23 protein-coding genes are annotated in these 22,520 nt (G+C 64.2%); 11 read left to right on the forward strand and 12 right to left on the reverse strand.

The genetic code is table 11. The features are described 5' to 3' along the window. Positions 1 to 9 precede the first annotated feature (9 nt). The 4 genes from OU999_12945 to OU999_12960 form a co-directional block, all read right to left on the reverse strand. Positions 10 to 1,092 carry a serine hydrolase gene (locus OU999_12945; protein WAC22653.1) on the reverse strand — a complete coding sequence of 361 codons (1,083 nt, stop codon included), beginning with the start codon at positions 1,090 to 1,092 and terminating at the stop codon, positions 10 to 12. A 281-nt stretch (positions 1,093 to 1,373) separates the two neighbouring features. Further along, on the reverse strand, positions 1,374 to 2,966 hold the full coding sequence (gene nadB, locus OU999_12950; protein WAC22654.1) for an L-aspartate oxidase: 1,593 nt from the start codon (positions 2,964 to 2,966) through the stop codon (positions 1,374 to 1,376). Continuing rightward, a complete protein-coding gene (locus OU999_12955) occupies positions 2,966 to 3,523 on the reverse strand; it encodes a hypothetical protein (GenBank protein ID WAC22655.1) in 558 nt (185 codons plus the stop codon). Before OU999_12955 ends, nadB begins: the two co-directional genes overlap by 1 nt. Further along, positions 3,520 to 4,455 (reverse strand): ABC transporter ATP-binding protein, encoded by a 936-nt coding sequence (locus tag OU999_12960; protein ID WAC22656.1) that lies wholly within the window; start codon positions 4,453 to 4,455, stop codon positions 3,520 to 3,522. The genes OU999_12955 and OU999_12960 overlap by 4 nt, the downstream gene beginning before the upstream one ends. A gap of 254 nt (positions 4,456 to 4,709) precedes the next feature. On the opposite strand from OU999_12960, the gene OU999_12965 reads away from it, so the two are divergent. The 4 genes from OU999_12965 to msrB all read left to right on the forward strand — a co-directional run bounded on the left by OU999_12965 (position 4,710) and on the right by msrB (position 8,660). Next, positions 4,710 to 5,048 (forward strand): P-II family nitrogen regulator, encoded by a 339-nt coding sequence (locus OU999_12965; protein ID WAC22657.1) that lies wholly within the window; start codon positions 4,710 to 4,712, stop codon positions 5,046 to 5,048. 12 nt (positions 5,049 to 5,060) lie between these two features. Next, positions 5,061 to 6,536 (forward strand): ammonium transporter, encoded by a 1,476-nt coding sequence (locus OU999_12970; GenBank protein WAC22658.1) that lies wholly within the window; start codon positions 5,061 to 5,063, stop codon positions 6,534 to 6,536. 304 nt (positions 6,537 to 6,840) lie between these two features. Then, positions 6,841 to 8,079 carry a cytochrome P450 gene (locus OU999_12975; protein ID WAC22659.1) on the forward strand — a complete coding sequence of 413 codons (1,239 nt, stop codon included), beginning with the start codon at positions 6,841 to 6,843 and terminating at the stop codon, positions 8,077 to 8,079. Between the two features lie 140 nt (positions 8,080 to 8,219). After that, positions 8,220 to 8,660 carry a peptide-methionine (R)-S-oxide reductase MsrB gene (gene msrB / locus OU999_12980; GenBank protein WAC25426.1) on the forward strand — a complete coding sequence of 147 codons (441 nt, stop codon included), beginning with the start codon at positions 8,220 to 8,222 and terminating at the stop codon, positions 8,658 to 8,660. A 140-nt stretch (positions 8,661 to 8,800) separates the two neighbouring features. Here msrB and OU999_12985 read toward each other — a convergent pair whose 3' ends face one another. The 4 genes from OU999_12985 to OU999_13000 form a co-directional block, all read right to left on the reverse strand. Beyond that, a complete protein-coding gene (locus OU999_12985; protein ID WAC22660.1) occupies positions 8,801 to 10,192 on the reverse strand; it encodes a DEAD/DEAH box helicase in 1,392 nt (463 codons plus the stop codon). 333 nt (positions 10,193 to 10,525) lie between these two features. Next, the gene (locus tag OU999_12990) at positions 10,526 to 10,726 is read right to left on the reverse strand and encodes a zinc-finger domain-containing protein (GenBank protein ID WAC22661.1); all 201 of its coding nucleotides are present in this window, start codon (positions 10,724 to 10,726) and stop codon (positions 10,526 to 10,528) included. Between the two features lie 56 nt (positions 10,727 to 10,782). Beyond that, positions 10,783 to 10,992, reverse strand: a complete 210-nt coding sequence (locus OU999_12995) for a DUF2007 domain-containing protein (protein WAC22662.1) — start codon at positions 10,990 to 10,992, stop codon at positions 10,783 to 10,785. A 6-nt stretch (positions 10,993 to 10,998) separates the two neighbouring features. After that, positions 10,999 to 11,562, reverse strand: a complete 564-nt coding sequence (locus OU999_13000) for a pyridoxamine 5'-phosphate oxidase family protein (protein WAC22663.1) — start codon at positions 11,560 to 11,562, stop codon at positions 10,999 to 11,001. A gap of 80 nt (positions 11,563 to 11,642) precedes the next feature. Between OU999_13000 and OU999_13005 the strand changes: the two genes are divergently transcribed. The 6 genes from OU999_13005 (at position 11,643) to OU999_13030 (ending at position 15,889) form a co-directional block, all read left to right on the forward strand. Then, a complete protein-coding gene (locus tag OU999_13005; GenBank protein ID WAC22664.1) occupies positions 11,643 to 12,287 on the forward strand; it encodes a queuosine precursor transporter in 645 nt (214 codons plus the stop codon). Then, complete coding sequence (gene argB / locus OU999_13010; GenBank protein ID WAC22665.1) at positions 12,284 to 13,180, forward strand: acetylglutamate kinase; 897 nt, start codon at positions 12,284 to 12,286, stop codon at positions 13,178 to 13,180. The genes OU999_13005 and argB overlap by 4 nt, the downstream gene beginning before the upstream one ends. Positions 13,181 to 13,267: 87 nt before the next feature. Continuing rightward, positions 13,268 to 13,558, forward strand: a complete 291-nt coding sequence (locus OU999_13015) for a YggT family protein (protein WAC22666.1) — start codon at positions 13,268 to 13,270, stop codon at positions 13,556 to 13,558. Between the two features lie 62 nt (positions 13,559 to 13,620). After that, complete coding sequence (folD, locus tag OU999_13020; GenBank protein WAC22667.1) at positions 13,621 to 14,511, forward strand: bifunctional methylenetetrahydrofolate dehydrogenase/methenyltetrahydrofolate cyclohydrolase FolD; 891 nt, start codon at positions 13,621 to 13,623, stop codon at positions 14,509 to 14,511. Further along, on the forward strand, positions 14,511 to 15,272 hold the full coding sequence (locus OU999_13025; protein WAC22668.1) for a hypothetical protein: 762 nt from the start codon (positions 14,511 to 14,513) through the stop codon (positions 15,270 to 15,272). Before folD ends, OU999_13025 begins: the two co-directional genes overlap by 1 nt. Continuing rightward, a complete protein-coding gene (locus OU999_13030; protein WAC22669.1) occupies positions 15,269 to 15,889 on the forward strand; it encodes a MarC family protein in 621 nt (206 codons plus the stop codon). The genes OU999_13025 and OU999_13030 overlap by 4 nt, the downstream gene beginning before the upstream one ends. Positions 15,890 to 16,711: 822 nt before the next feature. Here OU999_13030 and OU999_13035 read toward each other — a convergent pair. The 4 genes from OU999_13035 to OU999_13050 form a co-directional block, all read right to left on the reverse strand. Then, positions 16,712 to 20,293 (reverse strand): autotransporter domain-containing protein, encoded by a 3,582-nt coding sequence (locus OU999_13035; protein WAC22670.1) that lies wholly within the window; start codon positions 20,291 to 20,293, stop codon positions 16,712 to 16,714. 196 nt (positions 20,294 to 20,489) lie between these two features. Next, entirely contained in the window at positions 20,490 to 20,957 is a 468-nt protein-coding gene (locus OU999_13040; GenBank protein WAC22671.1) for a DNA starvation/stationary phase protection protein, read from the reverse strand. 101 nt (positions 20,958 to 21,058) lie between these two features. Further along, on the reverse strand, positions 21,059 to 21,622 hold the full coding sequence (locus tag OU999_13045; GenBank protein ID WAC22672.1) for a TMEM165/GDT1 family protein: 564 nt from the start codon (positions 21,620 to 21,622) through the stop codon (positions 21,059 to 21,061). A gap of 21 nt (positions 21,623 to 21,643) precedes the next feature. After that, positions 21,644 to 21,985: a hypothetical protein gene (locus tag OU999_13050; protein WAC22673.1), complete on the reverse strand. Its 342-nt coding sequence runs from the start codon at positions 21,983 to 21,985 to the stop codon at positions 21,644 to 21,646. A 258-nt stretch (positions 21,986 to 22,243) separates the two neighbouring features. On the opposite strand from OU999_13050, the gene rpmG reads away from it, so the two are divergent. Then, on the forward strand, positions 22,244 to 22,411 hold the full coding sequence (rpmG, locus tag OU999_13055; protein WAC22674.1) for a 50S ribosomal protein L33: 168 nt from the start codon (positions 22,244 to 22,246) through the stop codon (positions 22,409 to 22,411). The last annotated feature ends 109 nt before the right edge of the window (positions 22,412 to 22,520 follow it).

Consider the following 22,520-nt stretch of genomic DNA (forward strand, 5'->3'; position numbering starts at 1 on the left):
CCCGCCCGCTCAGCGCTGGTGCCAGCGCCCCACCGCGCGCGACACCGCCTGCATCAGCTGCATCCGCGCCGGGATGCCGGCCGTGGTCTCGGCCAGCATGACCGCTACGGCATAGCGGGTTCCATCGGGCGCGGTCATGATGCCGACATCGTTGTAGCCGGTCGAAACCGGGGGCAGATCCTGGCCGGTTCCGGTCTTGTGGAGGAACTGCCAGCCCATAGGAACACCCGCTTTCAGCCGGTTGGGGCCGCTGCGCGTGCGCCCAAGCGTGTCGAGCATCAGCCGGGTGGAGGCCTGGCTGAGCAGTTCGCCGCGCGCCAGCCGCGCCAGCGCATCGACAATCCCCTCAGGACTCGCCCCGTCGATCGGGTCGGCGACATAGGCCGAGAGCAGGTTGCGGCGCCTGTCGAGCGGCACCCGGTCGCGCGCCGCCTGAAAGGCGCGCCCGGCCGAGAGTTCCTGCCGCCACTCGACCCCTGCAATGCTGCTCTGGAGCAGGCGCTCGCCCGGGCCGAAGCGGATTTGCGACAGGCCCTTGCGCCGCAGGAAATCGGTCACGGCCGCAGGACCTCCAGCGGTCCGCAGCAACGCGTCATTGGCGCTGTTGTCGCTGGCGGTCAGCGCCTCGTTGATCAGCGAGCGCACGGTTTCACGCACGACGCCCTCGCGCGACACCCGCGCGGCAAGCGGCTGGTGGAACAGGGTCAGGTCATTGGCGGTGATCGTCACCTCCTGGTCGAGCGAGACCTCGCCGCGATCGACCTTTTCCAGCACGGTCATGGTCACCCACAGCTTGGAAACGCTCTGTTGCGGGAACAGCTCTCCGCCGCGCTGGCCGACCACCCAATCGCCATCAATGCGGCGCACCGCAATGCCGGTCTTGCCGGGAAAGCTGCGCCACAGCGCCTGCAGTTCGTCGCGCAGCCCTTGAGGAACCTCATTGGCGGCGCGCGGCGCCAGCGGCGGCGGCACCGGCTGGACGCGCGCGGGCGGCGGCGGCGCAGGACGCGGCTGCGCGACCTGTTTCGGCGTCGACACACAGGCCGAGAGCGCGGCAGTGGCAAGGATCAGGACCAGCGGGCGGGCGACCATGTCGGGCTTTCTAGCGGCTTGAAGGTTGGCGACCATGCGGCACGGCAAGTGTATCCGCGCTGAAGCGGTCTTGCCACGGGTTCCGGGCCGGTGGCCGCTTTTGCGGCGAACAAGGCGCTGGGCGCGATGAGCAGTGCATTCCTGGTGGTGCGACAGTCTCCCCTCCCCTTGGGGAGGGGTGCCCGCAGGGTGGGGTGGGGAGGCGCCGATGGCCGCATTCTGGCCCCCACCCCGGTTCAGCAAGCTGAACCTGCCCCTCCCGCAAGCGGGAGGGGAAAAGGCTAGGGCACCAGCACCGTGTCTTCGGCGACCGGCAGTAGATCGGGATAGTCGCTGTTATAATGCAGCCCCCGGCTTTCCTTGCGCTCGAGTGCTGAGCGGACGATCAGATCGGCAACCTCGATCAGGTTGCGCAGCTCGACCAGATCGGGGGTGACGCGGAAATTGCCGTAATATTCCTCGACCTCGCTGCGGAGCAGTTCGATGCGGTGGCGCGCGCGCTCCAGCCTTTTGGTGGTGCGCACGATGCCGACATAGTCCCACATGAACCGGCGGATCTCGCGCCAGTTGTGCTGCACGATCACCTCTTCATCCGAATCGGTAACCCGGCTTTCATCCCAGGGCAGGATGGCGGGCGGCGGCCCCAGCTCGTCCCAATGTTCGATAATGTCACGCGCGGCGGCATCGCCGAAGACGAAACATTCGAGCAGGCTGTTCGACGCCAGCCGGTTCGCCCCGTGCAGGCCCGACTGGCTGACCTCGCCCGCTGCATAGAGCCCGGGAAGATCGGTGCGGCCGTTCAGGTCGATCAGCACCCCGCCGCAGGTATAATGCTGCGCGGGGACGACCGGAATCGGATCGCGCGTGATGTCGATCCCGAGCCCCAGCAGCTTTTCATGGATCGTCGGGAAATGGCCCTTCACGAACTCGGGCGGCTGATGGCTGATGTCGAGATGGACATAGTCCAGGCCCAGTCGCTTGATCTCGTGGTCGATCGCGCGGGCGACGACATCGCGCGGCGCCAGTTCCATCCGCTCGTCGAAATCGCCCATGAAGCGATAGCCGGTCTCAGGGATCAGCAGATGCCCGCCCTCGCCGCGCACCGCCTCGGTGATCAGGAAATTCTTGACGTTGAGGTTGAACAGGCAGGTCGGATGGAACTGCATGAATTCCATGTTCGAGACCCGCGCGCCTGCGCGCCACGCCATCGCGATGCCGTCGCCGGTCGCCCCGCGGGGCGCGGTGGAGAACAGGTAGGTGCGCCCCGCACCGCCGCTGGCGAGCAGCGTTGCGCGCGCCGTCAGCGCCTCGACATGACCGGTGGCACGATTGAGCGCATAAGCCCCCCAGATGCGCCTGTCGCCCGAGGGCTGGGCGCGGTGCCGGTCGGCAATCAGGTCGATCGCGACCATATCGGGCAGCAGCGTGATATTGGGATTGGCCAGCGCCGCGCGTTCCAGCGCCTGCTGCACCGCCCAGCCGGTGGCATCGTCGACATGCACGATGCGCCGGTGGCTGTGCCCGCCTTCGCGCGTCAGGTGCAGGTCGTCGGCATGGTCGCCGCTGCCGCCGTTGCGGTTGAACGGCACGCCCAGGTCCACCAGATGCTGGATCGCCGCGGGCGCGTTTTCGACGACGAACTCGACCGTCTCGCGCCGGTTGAGCCCGGCACCCGCGACCATCGTGTCCTCGATATGGCTGTCGAAGGTATCGCCGTCTTCGAGCACCGCCGCGATGCCGCCCTGCGCCCAGGCGGTCGACCCGCCCGAGATATCGCCCTTGGCGAGCACCAGCACCCGGCAATGCCGCGCGAGGCTGAGCGCTGCGGTCAACCCTGCCGCGCCCGATCCGATGATCAGGACATCATGTTGCATCAGCGGTAGCCACAGGTGAGCAAGGAGCGTTGAGGGGCATCGGGACTTTCCTGAAGACTGACAATCCGTTCGTAACCATCGGGCTCTCCCAGTGACACATCCTTGTCAATCTCGACGGGAAAGCCGTTCTTGCGCAGCGTCGAGAACACGGCAGCCACAGGAGCGGCAAACTCGAAGCTGAACTCGCCTGGGTCGCCGCCTTCCGGGTACGTCTGGTGAATGGCGTACAAAGGCAGACCTAGCATCGTCCCTGACGTGCGGACGGCGAACGATGTCCAGCCATCATGCCGGGTCATCTCAACCTTATCAAATACCTGCATGAGCGGAGCCGGTGCGGCAATCTGGCCAACACGCAGGTGGCGGTCAGGATCGACCACGGCATTCGGATCGATCTTAACCATGGCCAGCAGAAAGCGGGCTGTTTCGGGGGACAAATTGCACAGTGCGGGGTCTTCGAAGGATAGCAATGCGTCCAGTGCGACCGGACCGCTCGACGGGCGGGATATGCAGCCGGAAACGAGGGCAGCGATTGCAACTGTTGCAAAAACGGCTCTCACGCCACCGCCTTGGTGAGGTTCAGGAAAACATCCTCCAGATCGGGCTCGCGGGTCGAGACATCGACGATGTCATAGCCCGCCGCGCGCACGCGGGTCATCACCTGGCCGGCGTTCAGCTTGTCCTTGCTGTAACCGATCTCGACGATGCGATCGGTGAGCTTGCTGACCTTGTCGAAATCCGGGTCGGCAGGCAGCGTGGCGATATCCTGGTCGAGCGTCAGCACGATCAGCTTTTCGCGCGCCATGCCGACCATCTCGGCGGTGGGCTTGTTGGCGATGAGCTTGCCGTGGTTGATGATCGCGATGCGGTCGCACAGCTCTTCGGCTTCCTCGAGATAATGCGTGGTCAGCACGATGGTGACGCCTGCGCGGTTCAGTTCGCGCACATAATCCCACAATTGCTGGCGCAGATCGATATCGACGCCTGCGGTCGGCTCGTCGAGCACCAGGATCGGCGGCGAGTGCACCATGGCTTTTGCGACGAGCAGCCGCCGCTTCATGCCGCCCGACAGCGTCCGCGCATAGGCATCGGCCTTGTCCTCCAGCCGCACCGCGCGCAGCAGCTCTGCGGTGCGCCGATGCGCCTTGGGCACGCCGAACAGCCCTGCCTGCAATTCCAGCGCCTCGGCCGGGGTAAAGAACGGATCGAACACGATCTCCTGCGGCACGATGCCGATCGAGGCCTTGGCGTTGCGCGGATCGGCGTCGATGTCGAAGCCCCAGATACGCGCCGAGCCCGAGGTCTTGCGCACCATGCCCGACAATATGTTGATCAGCGTCGACTTGCCCGCACCATTGGGGCCGAGCAGCCCGAATATCTGTCCGCGCGGAACGTCGAAGCTCACGCCGTCCAGCGCCAGCTTGTCGGGGGCCTTGCCTGCACCAGCGTAAACCTTGCGCAGCGTGTCGATCGATATGGCAGCCTCAGTCACGCGATGCGGATTAGCCCGATGGCTGGCCAAGCGCAAAGGGAAAGGTGGCGCGCCCGTGCTGTGTGCAGGTGCAGCACGAATGCTGCCTAAATTTTACGCAACCGTTCGCATCTGCACAAAAAATGTGCGCCTGACCGCAGGGCGGATTAGCAATTCGTTAGGATTCACGGCTTCTGCGCATTTGGCACGTGCTTTGCGTAGCTTTCCTGCGGTGACGGGGCCAACCCCGCAAGAATATTACCAAAGGGGGCGTAATGAAATTCATCATTGCCATCATCAAGCCCTTCAGGCTGGACGAAGTGCGCGAGGCGCTGACCAGCCTGGGCATCGCGGGCATGACTGTGACCGAAGTGAAGGGCTTTGGCCGCCAGAAAGGCCAGACCGAGATTTATCGCGGCGCGGAATATACCACCAACATGGTCCCCAAGCTGAAGCTGGAGATCGCGGTGAGCGACGACATCGCCCCGCAGGTGGTCGAAACCATCCAGGCAGCCGCCAACACGGATTCCATCGGTGACGGCAAGATCTTCGTTTTCGACCTGGCGGCCGCGACGCGCATCCGCACCGGCGAGACCGGCGACACGGCACTGTAAGGGGAAAGGGGAATGATGAAACCTTTGCACACAATTGGCGCTGTGGTCGGAACGACAGCGCTCAGCGTATTCACTGCGGCCCAGGCCTGGGCTGCCACGACCGCACCGGCGGTCGCCGAAGTGACCGAAGAGGTGGTGGAAGCCGCCGTTGCCGGGCCGATCAAGGCCCCCACCGTCGAACAGATGGCAGGCATGGTCGACAAGGGCGACACCACCTGGATGCTGATTTCCTCGGTGCTGGTGCTGATGATGTCGATCCCCGGCCTGGCCCTGTTCTATGGCGGCCTGGTGCGCACCAAGAACATGCTCTCGGTGCTGATGCAGGTGCTGACCATCGTGTCGGTGGCCGCTCTGGTCTGGGTCAGCTGGGGCTATACCCTCGCCTTCACCAGCGGATCGCCCTATATCGGCGGCCTGTCCAAGGCGTTCCTGGCAGGCGTTGACGGCACCACCTTTGCCGCAACCTTCTCGAACAACGTGTATATTCCGGAACTCGCGTTCGTGGTGTTCCAAATGACCTTCGCCTGCATCACGCCGGCGCTGATCGTCGGCGCGTTCGCTGAGCGCATCAAGTTCACCCCGCTGATCATCTTCACGGTGCTGTGGCTGACGCTGGCCTATTTCCCGATCGCACACATGGTGTGGTACTGGGCGGGCCCGGACTTCCTGCCCGATGCCCCCACCGATACCGGCCTGCTCTGGGGCATGGGTGCGCTCGACTTCGCCGGCGGTACCGTGGTGCACATCAACGCTGGTATCGCTGGTCTGGTCGGCTGCCTCGTGATCGGCAAGCGCCTGGGTTACAAGACCGAGAACATGCCGCCGCACTCGCTGGTGATGACGATGATCGGTGCCTCGCTGCTGTGGGTGGGCTGGTTCGGCTTCAACGCCGGCTCCAACCTGGAAGCCAATGGCGTCACCGCCGTCGCCTTCATCAACACCTTCGTCGCCACTGCCGCTGCCACCGTTGCCTGGGCCGTGATCGAACAGATCGTCCACAAGAAGCCCTCGCTGCTGGGTGCTGCCACCGGTGCCGTCGCTGGCCTGGTCGCCATCACCCCGGCTTCGGGTCTGGCCGCTCCGATGACCTCGATTCTGCTCGGCTTTGCAGCTTCGATCGTTTGCTTCTTCTTCGTCACCACGGTGAAGAACAAGCTGGGTTATGACGACTCGCTCGATGTGTTCGGCGTCCACTGCGTCGGCGGCATCATCGGCGCGATCGGCACCGGCATCGTCGCCGACCCGGCGCTCGGCGGACAGGGCTTCTTCGACTACACCGTCTTCCCGGCGGGCGTGGGCGAGTATGACATGGCCGCACAGGTCATCACCCAGATCAAGGCAGTGGGCATCACCGTCATCTGGTCGGGTCTGGTCTCCGCCGTGCTCTTCTACGCGCTCAAGTTCACCATTGGTCTGCGTCCCTCCGAAGAGGTCGAGCAGGCTGGGCTCGACATCTCCGAACATGGAGAGCGCGCCTATAACTACTGAGTTCACGAGTTTGGTCTGCGGCGGAAGGCTAGCACCGCCGCAGACCTCCAGAGGTTCCTCCTGCGAACTGACAACTCAAGGCCGGGATGGCGACATCCCGGCCATTTTTTTGCGTTCACGCCCGGCGCTTGTCGAAGCCCGGCAGCGGCCTATCGGTTTCAGATCGAAACTGTATTGACAAAACTGTCAGTAAGGTGAGACTTTCTCTCCATAGACCGCCCCAGGCGGCACCCCAGTGGGACATCGCAACCCCCGGATACGGATCGCACGCACCCAGTCCCGGATTGCACGCAAGGAGAGAGCCATGGCCACCGTTTTGAAAGATACCGGCGCCGACATGAACTACGACATGAGCGATTCGAGCTGGTATGTCGAAGATCGCTGGCAGGAGCCGTTCCGCCAGATGCGATCGCGCGATCCCATCCACTGGACCGAGAACGGCGCGTTCGGCAGCTTCTGGAACGTGACCAGCCACAAGGCGATCCAGCATGTCGAGGCGCTGCCCGAGATCTTCTCCTCCTCCTATGAATTCGGCGGCATCACGCTGGCCGACCGGGTCGATGACGGCACCGAGCTGGTGATGCCGATGTTCATCGCGATGGACCGGCCCAAGCATACCGGCCAGCGCCGCACCGTTGCGCCCGCGTTCACGCCGACCGAAATGAAGCGCATGTCGGACGACATCCGTCGCCGCACCGCAGAGATTCTCGATGGCCTGCCCTGGGACCAGCCGTTCGACTGGGTCGACAAGGTCTCGATCGAGCTCACCACCCAGATGCTCGCCATCCTGTTCGACTTCCCGTGGGAAGATCGCCGCAAGCTCACCGAATGGTCCGACTGGGCGGGCGATATCGAGCTCGTGCACAGCGAGGAGCTGCGTCAGGAGCGCCTGAAGCACCTGTATGAGATGGGTGCCTATTTCAAGAAGCTGTGGGATGCGAAAATCAACGCCGAGCCCACGCCCGACCTCATCTCGATGATGATCCATTCCGACGCGATGGGCGAGATGGACGAGTTCGAGTTCATGGGAAACCTCATCCTGCTGATCGTCGGCGGCAATGACACCACCCGCAACTCGATGTCGGGCCTGGCCTATGGCCTGCACCAGTTCCCCGACCAGCGCGAGAAGCTGGAGCAGAACCCTGCGCTGATCCCCAATGCGGTGCAGGAAATCATCCGCTGGCAGACGCCGCTCGCGCATATGCGCCGCACTGCGCTCGCCGATTACGACCTGTTCGGCAAGCCGATCAAGAAGGGCGACAAGATCGCGCTCTGGTATATTTCGGGCAACCGCGACGAGAGCGTGTTCGAGGATGCCGACAAGATCATCGTCGACCGCGAAAATGCGCGCCGTCACCTGGCCTTTGGCTATGGCATCCACCGCTGCGTCGGCGCGCGGCTGGCCGAACTGCAAATTTCGATCCTGCTCGAGGAAATGGCCAAGCGCCGCATGCGCGTGAATGTGCTGGAAGAGCCGGTGCGCGTGCGCGCCTGCTTCGTCCATGGCTATCGTTCGATGCAGGTGAGCTTGAGCAAATATTGAAGCTGCGTTGGCAGCGCCTGCGTAACTGTGGCATCGTGCCCGGCGAACCGGCCGGGACGATGACACGGGAAGTGACGATGCAAAGACGCGATTTTCTGCAGGCCGGGCTGTTTGGTGCAGCGGGCCTTGGCGTTCTGGGGATGGCAGGCTTTTCGTTCGGCGGCGCAAGCGCGCGGCCCAAGGGCAAGTTCGAGATCACCAAGAGCGATGCCGAGTGGAAGAAGCAGCTGAGCGCCGACCAATATTATGTGTTGCGCCAGGAAGGGACCGAGCGCCCCTATACCAGCCCGCTGAACAAGGAAAAGCGCGCCGGCACCTTCATCTGCGCAGGCTGCCAGCTGCCTTTGTTCTCATCGAAGACGAAATTCGAAAGCGGCACCGGCTGGCCCAGCTTCTATGCGCCGCTGCCCAAGGCGGTCGGCACCAGCACCGACACGCTGCTCGGCTATCCGCGCACCGAAGTGCATTGCAGGCGGTGCGGCGGGCATCTGGGCCATGTGTTCGAGGACGGCCCCAAGCCCACGGGCCTGCGCTATTGCATGAACGGCGACGCGATGCTGTTCCGGGCGGGTGCGGCATGAATTCATTATGCTCTCTCCCCTTCAGGGGAGAGACGCGGAGCCTTATCAGCTTGCTGATTAGGCGAAGCTGAGAGGGGCACAGCGCATCGCAGGCCCCTCTCCCAACCCTCTCCCCTCAAGGGGAGAGGGCTTCATGGGACTTAACCCACCCGCTTGACGCTGTCCTTGTGCGCGCCGACGCCGCCGACACGCGAGCCGCCACCGCCGCCGCCGGGACGGCCGCCGCCACCCGAGCGGCCACCGCCGCCACCGGGACGTCCACCGCCGCCCGAGCGACGACGATCGCCGTCGCGCTTGGGCCCGTAATTGCGTCCGCCCGAACCGCCACGTTCACCACCGCGACCCTGGGCGGGGCGCTCGGGTGCCTTGGCCGGGGGCGGCAACTGGGCTGCGGCCTCGGTAAAGCCCTTGGGCAGCGGCATCGGAACCGGCTTGACCTTGGTCAGCTTCTCGATGTCCTTGAGCAGCGGCCGCTCGTCATTGCTGACGAACGCGATGGCAATGCCATCCGCGCCGTTGCGCGCGGTGCGGCCGATGCGGTGCACATACTGCTCGGGCACGTTCGGCAGGTCATAGTTGAACACATGGCTGACGCCATTGATGTCGATACCGCGCGCGGCGATGTCGGTCGCGATCAGCACCTTGATCTCGCCATCCTTGAACGCGGCGAGCGCAGCGGTGCGCTGCGACTGGCTCTTGTTGCCATGGATGGCGGCAGAACGGATGCCCGCACCGGCCAGCACGCGCACCACCTTGTCCGCGCCATGCTTGGTGCGGGTGAAGACAAGCGCCCGCTCGGGCTTGATCTCGCGCAGCTTCAGCGTCAGCAGCGCCTGCTTTTCGCTCTGGCTGACAAAGGTCACATACTGTTCGACCCGTTCGGCGGTGGTCGATTGCGGCGCGACCTCAACCCGCACGGGGTTGTTGAGGAAACGCGCGCCCAGCTCGGCAATTGCCTTGGGCATGGTCGCCGAGAAGAAAAGGCTCTGGCGCTGCTTGGGCAGCATCGATGCGATGCGCTTCAAGGGCACGATGAAGCCCAGGTCCATCATCTGGTCGGCCTCGTCGAGCACGAAGATCTCGACATTTTCCAGCGTGATCGCGCGCTGTTCGATGAGGTCGAGCAGACGGCCGGGCGTGGCAACGAGCACATCGGTGCCAGCCTGCAGCTTGCGCTTCTGCTGGTTGATCGGCACGCCGCCGAACACGCAATTGACCGAAAGGTTCAGATAGCGCGCATAGACGCGCATGTTTTCGGCAATCTGTGCGGCCAGCTCGCGCGTCGGCGACAGGACCAGCATGCGGACGCCGCGATGGCTGCGGCCCTTGGCTTCCTTGGCCAGGTGATGCAGCGAGGGCAGCGAGAACGCGGCGGTCTTGCCAGTACCGGTCTGGGCGATGCCCAGCAGGTCGCGGCCTTCAAGCAATGCGGGGATCGCATCGCGCTGGATCGGCGTCGGGGTATCGTAACCCTTGGAATCGAGCGCGCGCAAAATGGGGTCAGCAAGACCCAGTTCGTGGAAATAGGACATAAATACTCTTCAAAAAGAGCAACGCGCGAACCTCGCCCATTTCGGGCGGCGCGCGCATTGCGGGGTTCAGAAGCCGCCGGATGGTTGTCCGGAAACTTCAGGAAAACGCCCCGCGTGAATTGGGATGTTCGAAAATCAAGCAGCGGGGTTTCAGGACCCGGCCTATCGCGTCAGCCTGCCCTTGGGGCGAGGCCGGAACGAAGTTCACGCTGCCGGTTCATAAGGGGCATTGGGAAGGATTCCCGTGCCTAGGCGCGCTGCTTGGAGCGGCATATGATGCCAAAGCGCCAGAAATGCAAGGTAAATCGCAGGAAGCCCGCGATACCGCCGCAATCAGGCGGCTTCGGGAACGTCCGCCGGACCGCCGATCAGCACATAGCGGCGGTCGCAATAGCCGCATTCGACATAGCCCTTTTCGTCGATCTGCAGCCAGACGCGCGGATGGCCGAGCGCTGCACCACCGCGAATATCGCTGGCGCCATCACAGGCGACGCGGGGGCTGTTGGTGCGAACGGTTTCAGGAGGCGTGATCATGGGGTTGCGATTATCAAAAGCTGCGGCCCCGCGCAATCGGGCTTTGCGCCACAAGATCAGGCATCGCCCAGCTTTTCCAGCACCACCCGCGCCCGGGCCGCGTCCTCGGGCAGCACCATGATTCGCGCCGGTGTCATGAAGCCCAGGCCAAGGCCCGCCATGCCGCCATCAAAGATATGCGCGTCGATGCCTTCAGCGCCCAGCGCAAGCCGCGCCATCTCCGCCTCGATGCGGTCGGCATATTCGGCAATGGCTTTCAGGCTCACGCGTGATCAGCCCTCAACATCGGTGAAATAGCGCGTGCTGGGCGTGGTCGGCAGCCCGTCGATCGACCGGGTGCGCCCGGCGGTCCTGGCGAGCCAGGCATCGGGATCGCTCTGCCGATGCGCCTTTTTGAGCGTCTCGCGCTCGCGCTGCATCTGCATCACCGGAACGCCCCAGCCGCAGCTGGTCTGCACGCTGTCGACCGTGATGTCGAAAATCTGGCGGGTGCCGGGCAGCATCGTGAAATGCGCGGCCAGCGCGTCCCATTCGGCATCCTGCGGCAGGACCGGGCGACCGCGCCCATAGATGCGCAGGATCAGCGCCGGCTGTTCGAACGCGCAAAACATGATGGTGATGCGGCCATCGGCGACCAGATGCGCGTGCGTCTCGTTGCCCGAACCGCCCAGGTCCAGATAGGCAACGCGGGTATCGCCCAGCACGCGAAACGCATCATAACCCTTGGGGCTGAGGTTGATCCGCGCCTCATCCGCCGCGGTGGCGACAAAGAAGATCGGCTGGCGCGCGATGAAGGCGCGGTGCTTGTCGTCAAGCGCATCGGAAAAGTCTGCCATCGCGGCATAGTGCGGGATGCCGGGGGACGGCGCAAGAGCACCCCTTCCCCCAGGCCCAAAAAGCCGTTACCGCAGGCCCCATGACGACCTCTTCCACTGCCGCAACACCCGGCATTCCGCGCTCTCTTTACGTGCTCTCCGTCTTTTATGGCGGCATGGTGTGCCTGGCGGGCGTGCTGGGCAACAAACAGGTGGCCATCGGCCCGCTGGCGGTAGAGGCGGGGATCTTTGCCTTTCTGCTGCTGGTCGTGGTGTCGAGCGCGATTGCCGAGCTGCACGGGCGCGACACCGCCAACAGCCTGGTCAAGTTCGGCTTCGTGCCGCTGCTGTTTTCGATGCTGCTGTCGTGGATCGTCTGGTCGCTGCCGCCCTCGCCCGACATGGCGCCGGAAAATGCCGATGCCATCCAGCTGATCCTGGGCGCGACGGGCCGCATCTGGGCGGCGGGCGTGTGCGCCTATGGCGTGTCGCAATTCCTCAATGTCTATATCTTCTCCAAGCTCCAGAACATGCCGGGCCGCTTCCTGGCGGTCCGCGGGGTCATCGCCTCTGCGCTGTCGCAGATCGTCGACACGCTGATCTTCGTCACCATCGCCTTTTACGGCGTCTTCCCGATCGGTCAGCTGCTGGTCGGCCAGATGGTCGCCAAGGTCGCGCTTTCGGTCGTATTGGTGCCGTTCCTGATTGTGTTCTTCGTGCGGCTGGGCAAAAGGCTCGACGCATGAGCGACCATATTCACGATCCCGCGCTGCTCGCCAAGGCAGAGACACTGACCGAGGCGCTGCCCTTCATGCAGCGCTATGCCGGCAAGAGCTTCGTCGTCAAATATGGAGGCCATGCGATGGGCGACCCCGAGCTGGCGCGCGATTTTGCCGAGGACATCGTGCTGCTGAAGGCGGTCGGCATCAACCCCGTGGTCGTGCACGGCGGCGGCCCGCAGATCGGCGCGATGCTGAAGCGGCTGGGCGTCCAGTCCGAATTCATCGACGGCCTGCGCGTCACCGACAGCGAGACCGCCAATGTCGCCGAGATGGTGCTGGGCGCAATCAACAAGGAGCTGGTGACCTGGATCGCGGCCGCTGGCGGCAAGGCGATCGGCATCAGCGGCAAGGACGCAGGGTTCGTCCGCGCCAGCAAGGTCGAGCGGACGATGCGCGACCCGGACAGCAATATCGAACGCGCGATCGACTTGGGCTTTGTCGGCGAACCCGAATCGATCGACTGCACGGTGCTCAAGACCATATCGGACGCAGGCATGATCCCCGTGGTCTCGCCGATCGGCGTCGGGCCGGACGGACAGACCTATAATATCAACGCCGATACCATGGCGGGCGCTGTTGCCGCCGCGCTGGGGGCATCGCGCCTGTTCCTGCTCACCGATGTCGCAGGCGTGCTCGACAAGGCGAAACAGCTCCTGTCCGACCTGACGCCGGCCGACATCGCCGCGCTGCGCGCCGATGGCACCATCACCGGCGGGATGATCCCCAAGCTTGAGACCTGCGTGCACGCGGTCGAACAGGGCGTCGATGCTGCCGTCGTGCTCGATGGGCGGGTGCCGCATGCGATGCTGCTGGAAATCTTCACCTCGCGCGGGGCGGGCACGCTGATCCGCGCCTGAGCCCAAGCCGTTTTACTCTTGTAATACACCCCGGATCGTCCTAGATATCCGGCCCTGGATATCCGAAAAGGCCATATTGAGAGACCTATGCAGATCCTGCTCGAAATCCTGGATATCATCCTCCAGGTGGTGACCTGGTTCATCATCATCCAGATCGTGCTGTCCTGGCTGATCGCTTTCAATGTCATCAGCATGCAGAACGACCTGGTGCGCCAGATCGTCGAATCGCTGCACCGGATCACCGAACCGATCTATCGCCCCGTCCGCAAGATCATGCCCGATCTCGGCATGATCGACCTGGCACCGATGATCGTGCTGCTGCTGATCATGATCCTGCGCAATTCGATTATTCCGCGTCTGTGGGTCCAGTTCGCCTAAAGCCTGTCCAGCCCCGCGCTCTGCTGTGGCAATGACGCGCATTTGTCGATAGAGCGGCGGGCATGACAGCCCGGATCATAGATGGAAAGGCCTTTGCGGCCGGTTTGCGCGAGCGTCTCGCCGCGCGCGTTCCCAGCTTTGTTGCACAGGTCGGCCGCGCGCCGGGGCTGGCGGTGGTGCTGGTGGGCGAAGACCCGGCAAGCCAGGTCTATGTCCGCTCCAAGCACAAGGCGACGGTGGAAGCCGGGATGCAGAGCTTCGAGCACCGGCTGCCCGCCGATACCAGCCAGCAGGCGCTGCTCGATCTGGTCGCCGCGCTCAATGCCGATGATGCGGTCGACGGCATTCTCGTCCAGCTGCCGCTGCCCGGCCATATCGACGACAAGGCGGTGCTCGCCGCAATCGATCCCGCCAAGGATGTCGACGGCTTCCATGTCGTCAATGCCGGCAAGCTCGCGGTCGGGGAAGACGCGCTCGTTCCCTGCACGCCGCTGGGCTCGCTGATGCTTCTCCAGGACACGCTGGGCGATCTCTCCGGCCTGCACGCGGTCGTTATCGGCCGCTCGAACATCGTCGGCAAGCCGATGGCGCAGCTGTTGCTGCAGCAGAGCTGTACCGTGACCATCGCGCACAGCCGGACGAAGGATCTGCCCGCGATCGTCCGCCTGGCCGATATCGTCGTGGCGGCGGTGGGCCGGGCGGAGATGGTGCGGGGCGACTGGATCAAGCCGGGGGCTTGCGTGATCGATGTCGGCATCAACCGCGTTCCCGGAACCGAGCCCGGCAAGACCAGGCTGGTCGGCGATTGCGCCTATGATGAATGCGCTGCGGTGGCAGGCGCGATTACCCCGGTGCCCGGCGGCGTCGGTCCGATGACGATTGCCTGCCTGTTGCGCAACACGCTGGTCGCGGCGCACCGGCGCGCGGGTCTCGCCGATCCGGAGGGGATGTGATGCGCGCTTCGCGGCTGGTCGCAGCGCTGCTGCTCGGCATCGTGCCGCTGACCGTTCAGGCCCAGTCCGGCCCGCCGAGAGGCGGCGATGATCGGCGTGGCCCGCCGCCGGGACCGCCCGGCCAATCCTATGCCAATTCGAGCGCGGTGCTGGTCGCCGAGATCGCCTTTGCCCGGGCCGCGCAGGACAAGGGCCAGTGGACCGCGTTTCGCGCCACCGCAACGCCCGATGCGCTGATGTTCGTGCCCCAGCCGGTGCTGGCCCAGGCCTGGCTGAAGGGTCGCGCCGATCCGGCCCAGGCGGTCAAATGGCAGCCGCAAAAGCTGTTCATGGCCTGCGATGGCCGCACCGGCGCATCGACCGGTGCATCGCAATTCCCCGGCGGCGCGACCGGGTATTACACCACCGTCTGGCAGAATCTGGAAAAGCCGCGCGCCAAGAAGGCAGACTGGAAATGGGTGCTGGACCATGGCGCGATGCTGCAACAGCCGCGCGCGGGCGATGAGATGATTTCCTCGCGCACCGCGGTGTGCACCGGCAACCCCAAGGCAGCGCTGGGCGCTATCCCGTTCGGCCCCGCTGCGAAGGGCGAAAAGCCCGCCGCCCCCGGCACCAGCGGCGCGCGCGCGTCGGCCGATGGCACGATGGTATGGCGCTGGGAAGTGCGCGCCGACGGCAGCCGGACCATCAGCATAGACTTGTGGAACGGCACCGGGTTCGACACCGTGGTGCGTGACGACGTTCCGGCGGAGGCCGCATGATCGAACTGTTTGTCTCAGCCTTCGTCACGCTGTTCGTGGTGATCGATCCGCCCGGCTGCGCGCCGATCTATGCCAGCATGACCACCGGGGCCAATGCCCAGCAGCGGCGCAGTATGGCGATCCGCGCGGTCATCGTGGCGGGCGGCATTCTGCTCGTCTTTGCGCTGTTCGGCGAGGTGCTGCTTTCCGCGCTGCATATCGAGCTCAACAGCTTCCGCATCGCAGGCGGCATCATGCTGTTCCTGATCGCGCTCGACATGGTGTTCGAAAAACGCACCGAACGCCGCGAGCAGCGCGCGCAGAAGGTGATCGAGACGCCCGAGATCGAGGATGTCTCGATCTTCCCGATGGCCATGCCGATGATCGCTGGCCCTGGATCCATCGCGTCGGTGATGCTGCTGGTCTCGCAGAACGAAGGCCTGGATCGCGCGCTGACGATCCTGGCCGCGCTGCTGACCGTGCTGCTACTGACCCTGGTCGCGCTGCTCGCTGCCGGACCGCTGATGAAGCTGCTCGGCGCGAAGGCCGAGGCGGTGATCACCCGCCTGCTGGGCGTGCTGCTTGCAGCGCTGGCGGCGCAATTCGTGATCGATGGGTTGAGGGCGAGTTTTCAATAGGGTGATCGGCTGGGAACTGCGCGCATTCGGCCGTGGTAGGCATGCACCCGGCTTTCTACACACGGCCACTGCGCTGGGCCAGCCCGCCCACCCCCGCTCATCCTGAGCCGCGGGCTTTAGACCCGCGCCCATACAGGCCGTATAGCGGGGCCTTCGACAGGCTCAGGCTGAGCGGAGTGGGAGTGGGAGCGGCCCAGTTCGTAATCGATGGGTTACGCGCGTGTCCTCGGTTTGGTCATTGATACTGCCACAGCCGGCAATTCAATTAAGCGCACCACCCCCGAAATCCGTAAATCTGGAGCTTGAAGCTGATTTTGGGAAACCGTAAGATCTGGCCATAGTTGAACGGGTGTAGGACACCTTTTAGACCATGAGTATCGGCCAATTCCTCGATCTGTACCGCCAGATAGGACCATTGCGTTTTTCGGTTTTCATAACTGGGCTTCTCGGGATTACCTTAATCTTGGTTCTGCTTGGTTGGTGGCTGGGGGAGCAGGTGGGGTGGCCAGAGCGCTATGGCTTTGCGTGCCATGGGCGGGGGTGCCTGATTGAGAGTCTTGCCCATTCGCCCAAGCTGTTGATACGTGGCAGCAAAGACGAGCTGGCTTTGTTCGCATACCTTTGGTCATTCCCAGCAATAGGCATTGTCGCGCTGATGGCAGCGCTCTTTATCTTGGCCAGACGACGGCATCGGGCATGGCGAAATCGCATTCGGCCGTGGCGGCCAGATTAATCGGCCCGAGTACAATCCACGTCATGCAAAAAGCCCGCCAGCCTCACGGCTGACGGGCCTTTCGTTGAGGCTGGCGCCCGGGCTGTCGCTTAGAAGCGGAACAGTGCCGAGAGCGAGTATTGCTGTGCCTGGAAGTCCTGGCGACCCACCGTGGTGTCGATCGACGCGGTGAAGTCGAAGGTCGGCTGCGAGATCGTCAGACCAACGCCCGCCTCTGCCCAGTTCCGGTCGTCCGAACGATAGGCGAAGTTGAAGCGGCCCGTGGTGCTTCCGGCGAAATTGGCACCGAAGAAGCTATCGCCGTTCATCACGTCATAGACGTAATCGGCATAGATGTACGGACGGAACACCGCAGTCTTCTTGGCGCTGGCCGATGCACCGACGCGCACCTGCAGGCTGTCGAACTTGTTGCGGTCGATATCCAGAGCCGGACCACCGCCCACTTCGCGCACATCGTCAAAGCCGATATACTGATACTGGGCCGCAATGCGCGGAGTGAACACGATCGTCTTGGTCTCGAACGGACGCGACAGACCCAGTTCGGCAGTGATCGACAGGCTGTCGTCATTGGTCGCCAGGTTGAACGTCGCGGTGTTGCCGATGACAACCGTGCGAGCGGTGTCCGCCGTGAAGCGGCCCGCGCTGACGCGGCCATCGACGATCAGGCCGCCCGGCGTGGTGACCGCACCGTAGATGCTGCCCTCGATCAGCTCGCCCGAAGCTGCCTGGCCGCGCACGACATTGGCATCGACGTCCGAATAGCTGCCCGAGATGCCGAGCACCACGCCATCACGCGGCAGATATTCGAAGCCGGCGGTGATGAAATAGCCATCGAAGAAGTCCCGGCGGCCATTGGTCAGCGCGGTCGGCATCGGAGCGGCCTTGCCGTTCAGATAGCCACCGCCCAGGTACACCGCAAAGCGGCTGTCGAGCGAGGTCGAGTCGGTGACGGTTTCGCCGCTGTCCTGTGCTGCAACGGCAGCCATTGCACCGGGAAGCACTGCACCGCTGGTGGCGGTGGCAGCGATGCCGAGCGGCTGGCCGATCATCGCGATCGTGCCGCCCATGTCGCCGGATAGGGCCGACTGCATGCGGGTGCGGTGGAAGCGCGAGGTGGCCGAGAGCATCGCTTCGCCGAGGTTGAGGCGAGTCGATTCAGCGAACGGTGCCAGAGCTTCGAACTGCGCCTGGATCTGGGCGGCCGACATCAGGTCGGTGCGCAGATAGACGTCAGCGAAGGTGCGCTCTGCACCGCGGTTGCTGTCGAAGATGCCCGCATAGGACGACTGGGTCAGCGAGCCTGCCGCGATCACGTTGCGATACAGGCCTGCGTTGATGCGCAGGTCCACGGCATTGACGCTGGTGGAGAGCACCGGCGTCAGGATGGCGCTGATCGGGGCGGCAGAGTTGAACGCTGCCGAAATCGTGCCGCCGGTGGTGACGATGCGATAGACGTCGCCATTCTTGATCGTGTAGCCGGCCACCGGCGAGACGATCACGCGGCCACCCAGGCTTGCCGATCCGGTGATCGCCAGGCGATCCGCAGTGCCGTTGCCGACATCCACCAGGAACTGGGTTGCAGACGAAAGCACCGCGCTGCCGTCAATGGTCAGCGTACCGATGCTGCCCACACCGCCAGGCGCCACGGTGCCCAGGATGCTGGTGACGAACGGTGCCTGGATGGTACCGGTGCCGGTCAGCAGACCTGCGGCCAGCGTGTAATCGCCAACCGAGCGCAGACGACCCGCCACGTTCACGGTGCCGCCGGTCTGGGTGATATCGATCAGGCTGGTGAGGTTGCCGGTCGATGCCACATTGAGGCCGGCGGTCCCGGCGACCGTCAGACGGTCGATGGTGACGACGCTCGACAGCGTGGTGGTGCCGGCAGCGCCCAGCGTCACGTCGAAGTAACGGCCAGCAACGCCCGTGCGGTTGTTGGGGTTGATGTTGTTGGGCACGAAGTTGGTCGCGCCCGGCAGGCCGTTGGCCAGCGTGGCGGTGGGCAGCGGGCCGGTGCGGAAGATGCCGCTACCGTTGCGCTGGGCCTCTTCGGCCAGCTTCTGCAGCGCAGCGGCGGTGTCGGCGCTGGCTGCAGGGCTCAGCGGCGTACCGATATCGGCAGTGGCCAGCTGGGTCTGCAGACCGGCAACGGCATTGTCGCCGGTGCTCAGCGAGTTGATCATGTCCGCGCGGGTCAGCGTCGTGGCAGCAGCAGCAGCCGGAGCAGCCTCGGTCGACGATGCGACAGCGGTTGCGGCAGTTGCAGCAGCAGCGGTTTCAACGCCGGTGGCAGCGTTCAGCGCAACCTGCTCTGCGCCGCCGTTCAGCTGACCGTTAAGGTCGGCGCGGCCGATGCCCGAGACGACCGTCGTACCGTCCGTGGTGCGAGCAGCCGGGGTAAAGTTGGTGCGGGTGGCAAGATCGCGGCACTCGTTGAGGCCCAGACCCTGGATACACACCTGGCCGAAGTCCGGATCGCCACCGGCAATGCCGAGGCCGAGACCGGTCGGCACGCCGTTGACCACCTGGCCGCTGGCATTGATGATGTTGTAGTTGGGATCGAGCGTCGTCACCCAGCGGCTGGCGTCTTCCCAGTTGCCGCTGCCGGCATTCGCGGTGACATAGCGATAGGGGTTGGTCGCCGCGATATAATCCCAATACAGGTAAAGCGGCTGATAGAAGCTGGTGGTGCCATAGCTGCTGAACGCCTGCGGGCCAAAGAAGCGGCTGCCGCCCGACAGGACGCCGATCTGCAGGTTCTTGGTCGACAGCGTGTTGCGCGAGGCCGTCAGGATCAGCGGACCGCCCGAGTCGCCACCGGCCGTCGTGCCTTCGCCAGCCAGCGCATCGTCGCGGTGGATGTTGATGTCGAACTGGTTGGCACCCGCCGTTCCGCGGCGCGGATCGTCAAAGTCGAGATTGTAGAGGTTCTGGCCGAGCGGCGGCGTGCCGGGCGCGGCAGGACCGAACAGGAATTCGTTTCGATCGTCGAGCGAAGCGAGCGCGCCGAGCATGTTTTCAGCAGCGCGCCGACGGAAGTCGACACCCTGGGTCGCACCGGAGGTGCCATTGCCCGAACGGCCATAGCCGGTGATCGTGACATGATAGCCGGTGCCGCGGACCGGATCGATGCTGGTCGGCGTCGGCAGCGGCGAGAACAGCAGTGCCCAGGTCGGGATGCGGGCCGCCGGGGTGTCCAGCGTTGCCAGCGCGATATCGGCCTCCAGGAAGCCCAGGCCCTGCGGGTTCAGCAGCGAGCGGGGATCATACTGGATCTGGTTGATGTTGAAGACGTTCAGCGAGGTGTTCGAACGGAAGCCGTTGGCGGACCAGTTCTGGAAGCCGGGACGCGCGTCGACGTTGAACGAGAAGGCAGCCGGGACGGTGCCATCGATGCTGCTGTAGTCGGTCTGGCGACGGTCGTTGACGCAGTGCGCGGCGAACAACACGGTGCGCGGGTTGATCAGCGTGCCGGTGCAGACGAAGCCGTCGTTGCGGAAGAACATGCCGACGCCATTCACGCCGCCCGCATTGTCGATGATCTGGGTGGGCGTCTGGTTGTTGTTCGGAACGATCGCGAGCGCCGGCGCAGAGGCCAGCGCGACGGCCAGTGCCGTTGCCGCGGATCCGCCCAGGATCGCCTTGTGAAGGTGAGAGGTCTTGAAGGTCATGAAAATCCCCTGCTCAACGTGTTTGTTGACCGGGGAAATTAGCCAGCGCGAAGCGAAAGGCAACGCAGCCGATCCGCTTTGGTTCCGATTGTGGCAACCTGTTGCCACATTGACACATTTTGTTACAGAAACGGCGTCGGACTATGCCCAATCCCCCCAAAAGAGGGGGGATTGGGCATAAAATAACGCGGCGAGATTACTTTCCGAGCGTCTCGGTAAGGAACCAGGCGCGCTCCTGCGCCTGGTCGGTCCAGTCGTCGACAATTCCATCGGTGGCGTTGTCGCCTGCCTGGCCGGCGAGCTCCTTGACCTCGCGCAGCTTGGCGACAAAGGCCAGATTATCGTCGCGCAGTTCCTTGAGCATCGCCTCTGCCGCAACGCCCGACTTGTCGTTGTCCGAGATCGAGCTGCGCCGCGCGATATCGCCGATCGAGGTCAGCGTGCGGAAGCCGTTCTTGCGCACCCGCTCGGCAATCGCATCGGTAATGGCCAGGATCTGGGTGGCCTGATCGTCGAGCAGCAGATGATATTCGCGGAAATGCGGGCCCGCGACGTGCCAGTGGAAATTCTTGGTCTTGAGGTACAGCGCGAAGCCATCGGCCAGCAGGCCGTTCATCGCCTCGGCCAGCGCCTTGCCGGCATTGTCACCCTTTTTGCTTCCCATGACGTTCTCCTGTCATTGCTGCGAATGCGTTTAACATAGGTTGGCTTTGCGCGATTCCTATGACGATTTATCCGCCCTGCCTGATCGATCGGGCCGATTCGTCAGACCAGACCGAAGGCCGAAAGGGCAAGCCCGCTGGCCAGCAGGGTGATCGCCAGCCCGGCGCCCAGGCGCACCACGCGCAGCGGCCAGTTGGCGAGCTCTGCCTGCCAGATGACCGCCGGTGCCAGCCCCAGCACGGTCCCGGCCCAGCCGCCGATCAGCGGCCAGATCCAGTCATGGCTGCGCGCGGCGGTGGCAGCGATGATGAACTGGCCCTTGTCCCCGAACTGGAAGATCGCAAGGCCGATCATGCCTGTAAGCAAAGGTCCGGTGCGCCATCCCGGCAGCGTATCGACCGGCCTGCGGGGGGCAAGCATGCCAAGCCCCGCAAACAGCAGCGACAGCGCATAGAACAGGCGCAGCGCGTCCAGGCTTATATACAGGCCGATCAGCTCCCCGCCCAGCGCGCCGATCAGCGCCATCAACCCGCTTGCGAACACAACGCCGGTCATCAGCGGCACAGGCCGATCGAAGCGCTGGCCAAGCGCCGCGCACAGCAGCTGCGCGCGGTCGCCGGCCTGGACGATCGCGGTCAGCAACAGGGTGGTGAAAAAGGCTTCCATCAGCGCACGTGATAGCGCGGATCAGCGCACTCCGCGCACCGCAATCGACGCCAGTACCGCAGCGCGCATGTCGCCATCGCCGTGATCGCAGGCAATCGCCTCATCCATGGCATCCAGATATTGCGCGGCCATGGTCCGGCTCCAGCCCTGGGCGAGCAGATGCTCGAGGCCATAGGCGAGGTCGCTGACGCAGGGCAGGCTGTGCGCCTCGGCCATGTGGCGCATCTTGCCGATCTCGCGCTGCAGATCGTTGCGTGCGACCCGGCGGGCGAGCGAACGGATATGCCCGGCCTGCATGCGCAGTTGCTGGCGCGCCAGCTTCAGCCGGTCCTGGGCGGGGTCTGATGCCGAATGATGCTGCATGGGTCGCGCTCCTGCGTTATGCCGGTACCGCTGAACGCTCGCACAAACCGGTTAAAATTTGGGCAAGCCTGTTTGCGCGTTCGCACGGCAGGGCCCGCCATGGCGGCGGCGCAGCTTGACAAGCCGATGGGCATGCGGCATGGGCCGCCTTCGCGTTTGAAGGGCGGCCAATGCGCCGCTCTTTGTGTTTGTGATTCTCACGGGTGGCGGCCTCAAGCCTTCATCCGGACCCGAATATCTAACCCAAAGGAACAGGTCATGGCCAAGCCAGCCACTGTCAAGATCCGCCTGGTCAGCACCGAAGGCACCGGATTCTTCTATGTTACCAAGAAGAACCCGCGCAACATCACCGAGAAGATGACCTTCCGCAAATATGACCCCGTCGCGCGCAAGCACGTCGAGTTCAAGGAAGCCAAGATCAAGTGATCTTGTCGGGTCTGTCGCGATGAACCGGCGATTCAGCGCCGGTTCAATCGCAACGGACCAGGGATTTCAGCGTATTTTCCTTTTGATGGAAGCCTGATCCCGATGCTGA

Origin of the sequence: Blastomonas sp. SL216, assembly GCA_026625625.1 — a bacterium.
Classification (GTDB): Bacteria; Pseudomonadota; Alphaproteobacteria; order Sphingomonadales; family Sphingomonadaceae; genus Blastomonas.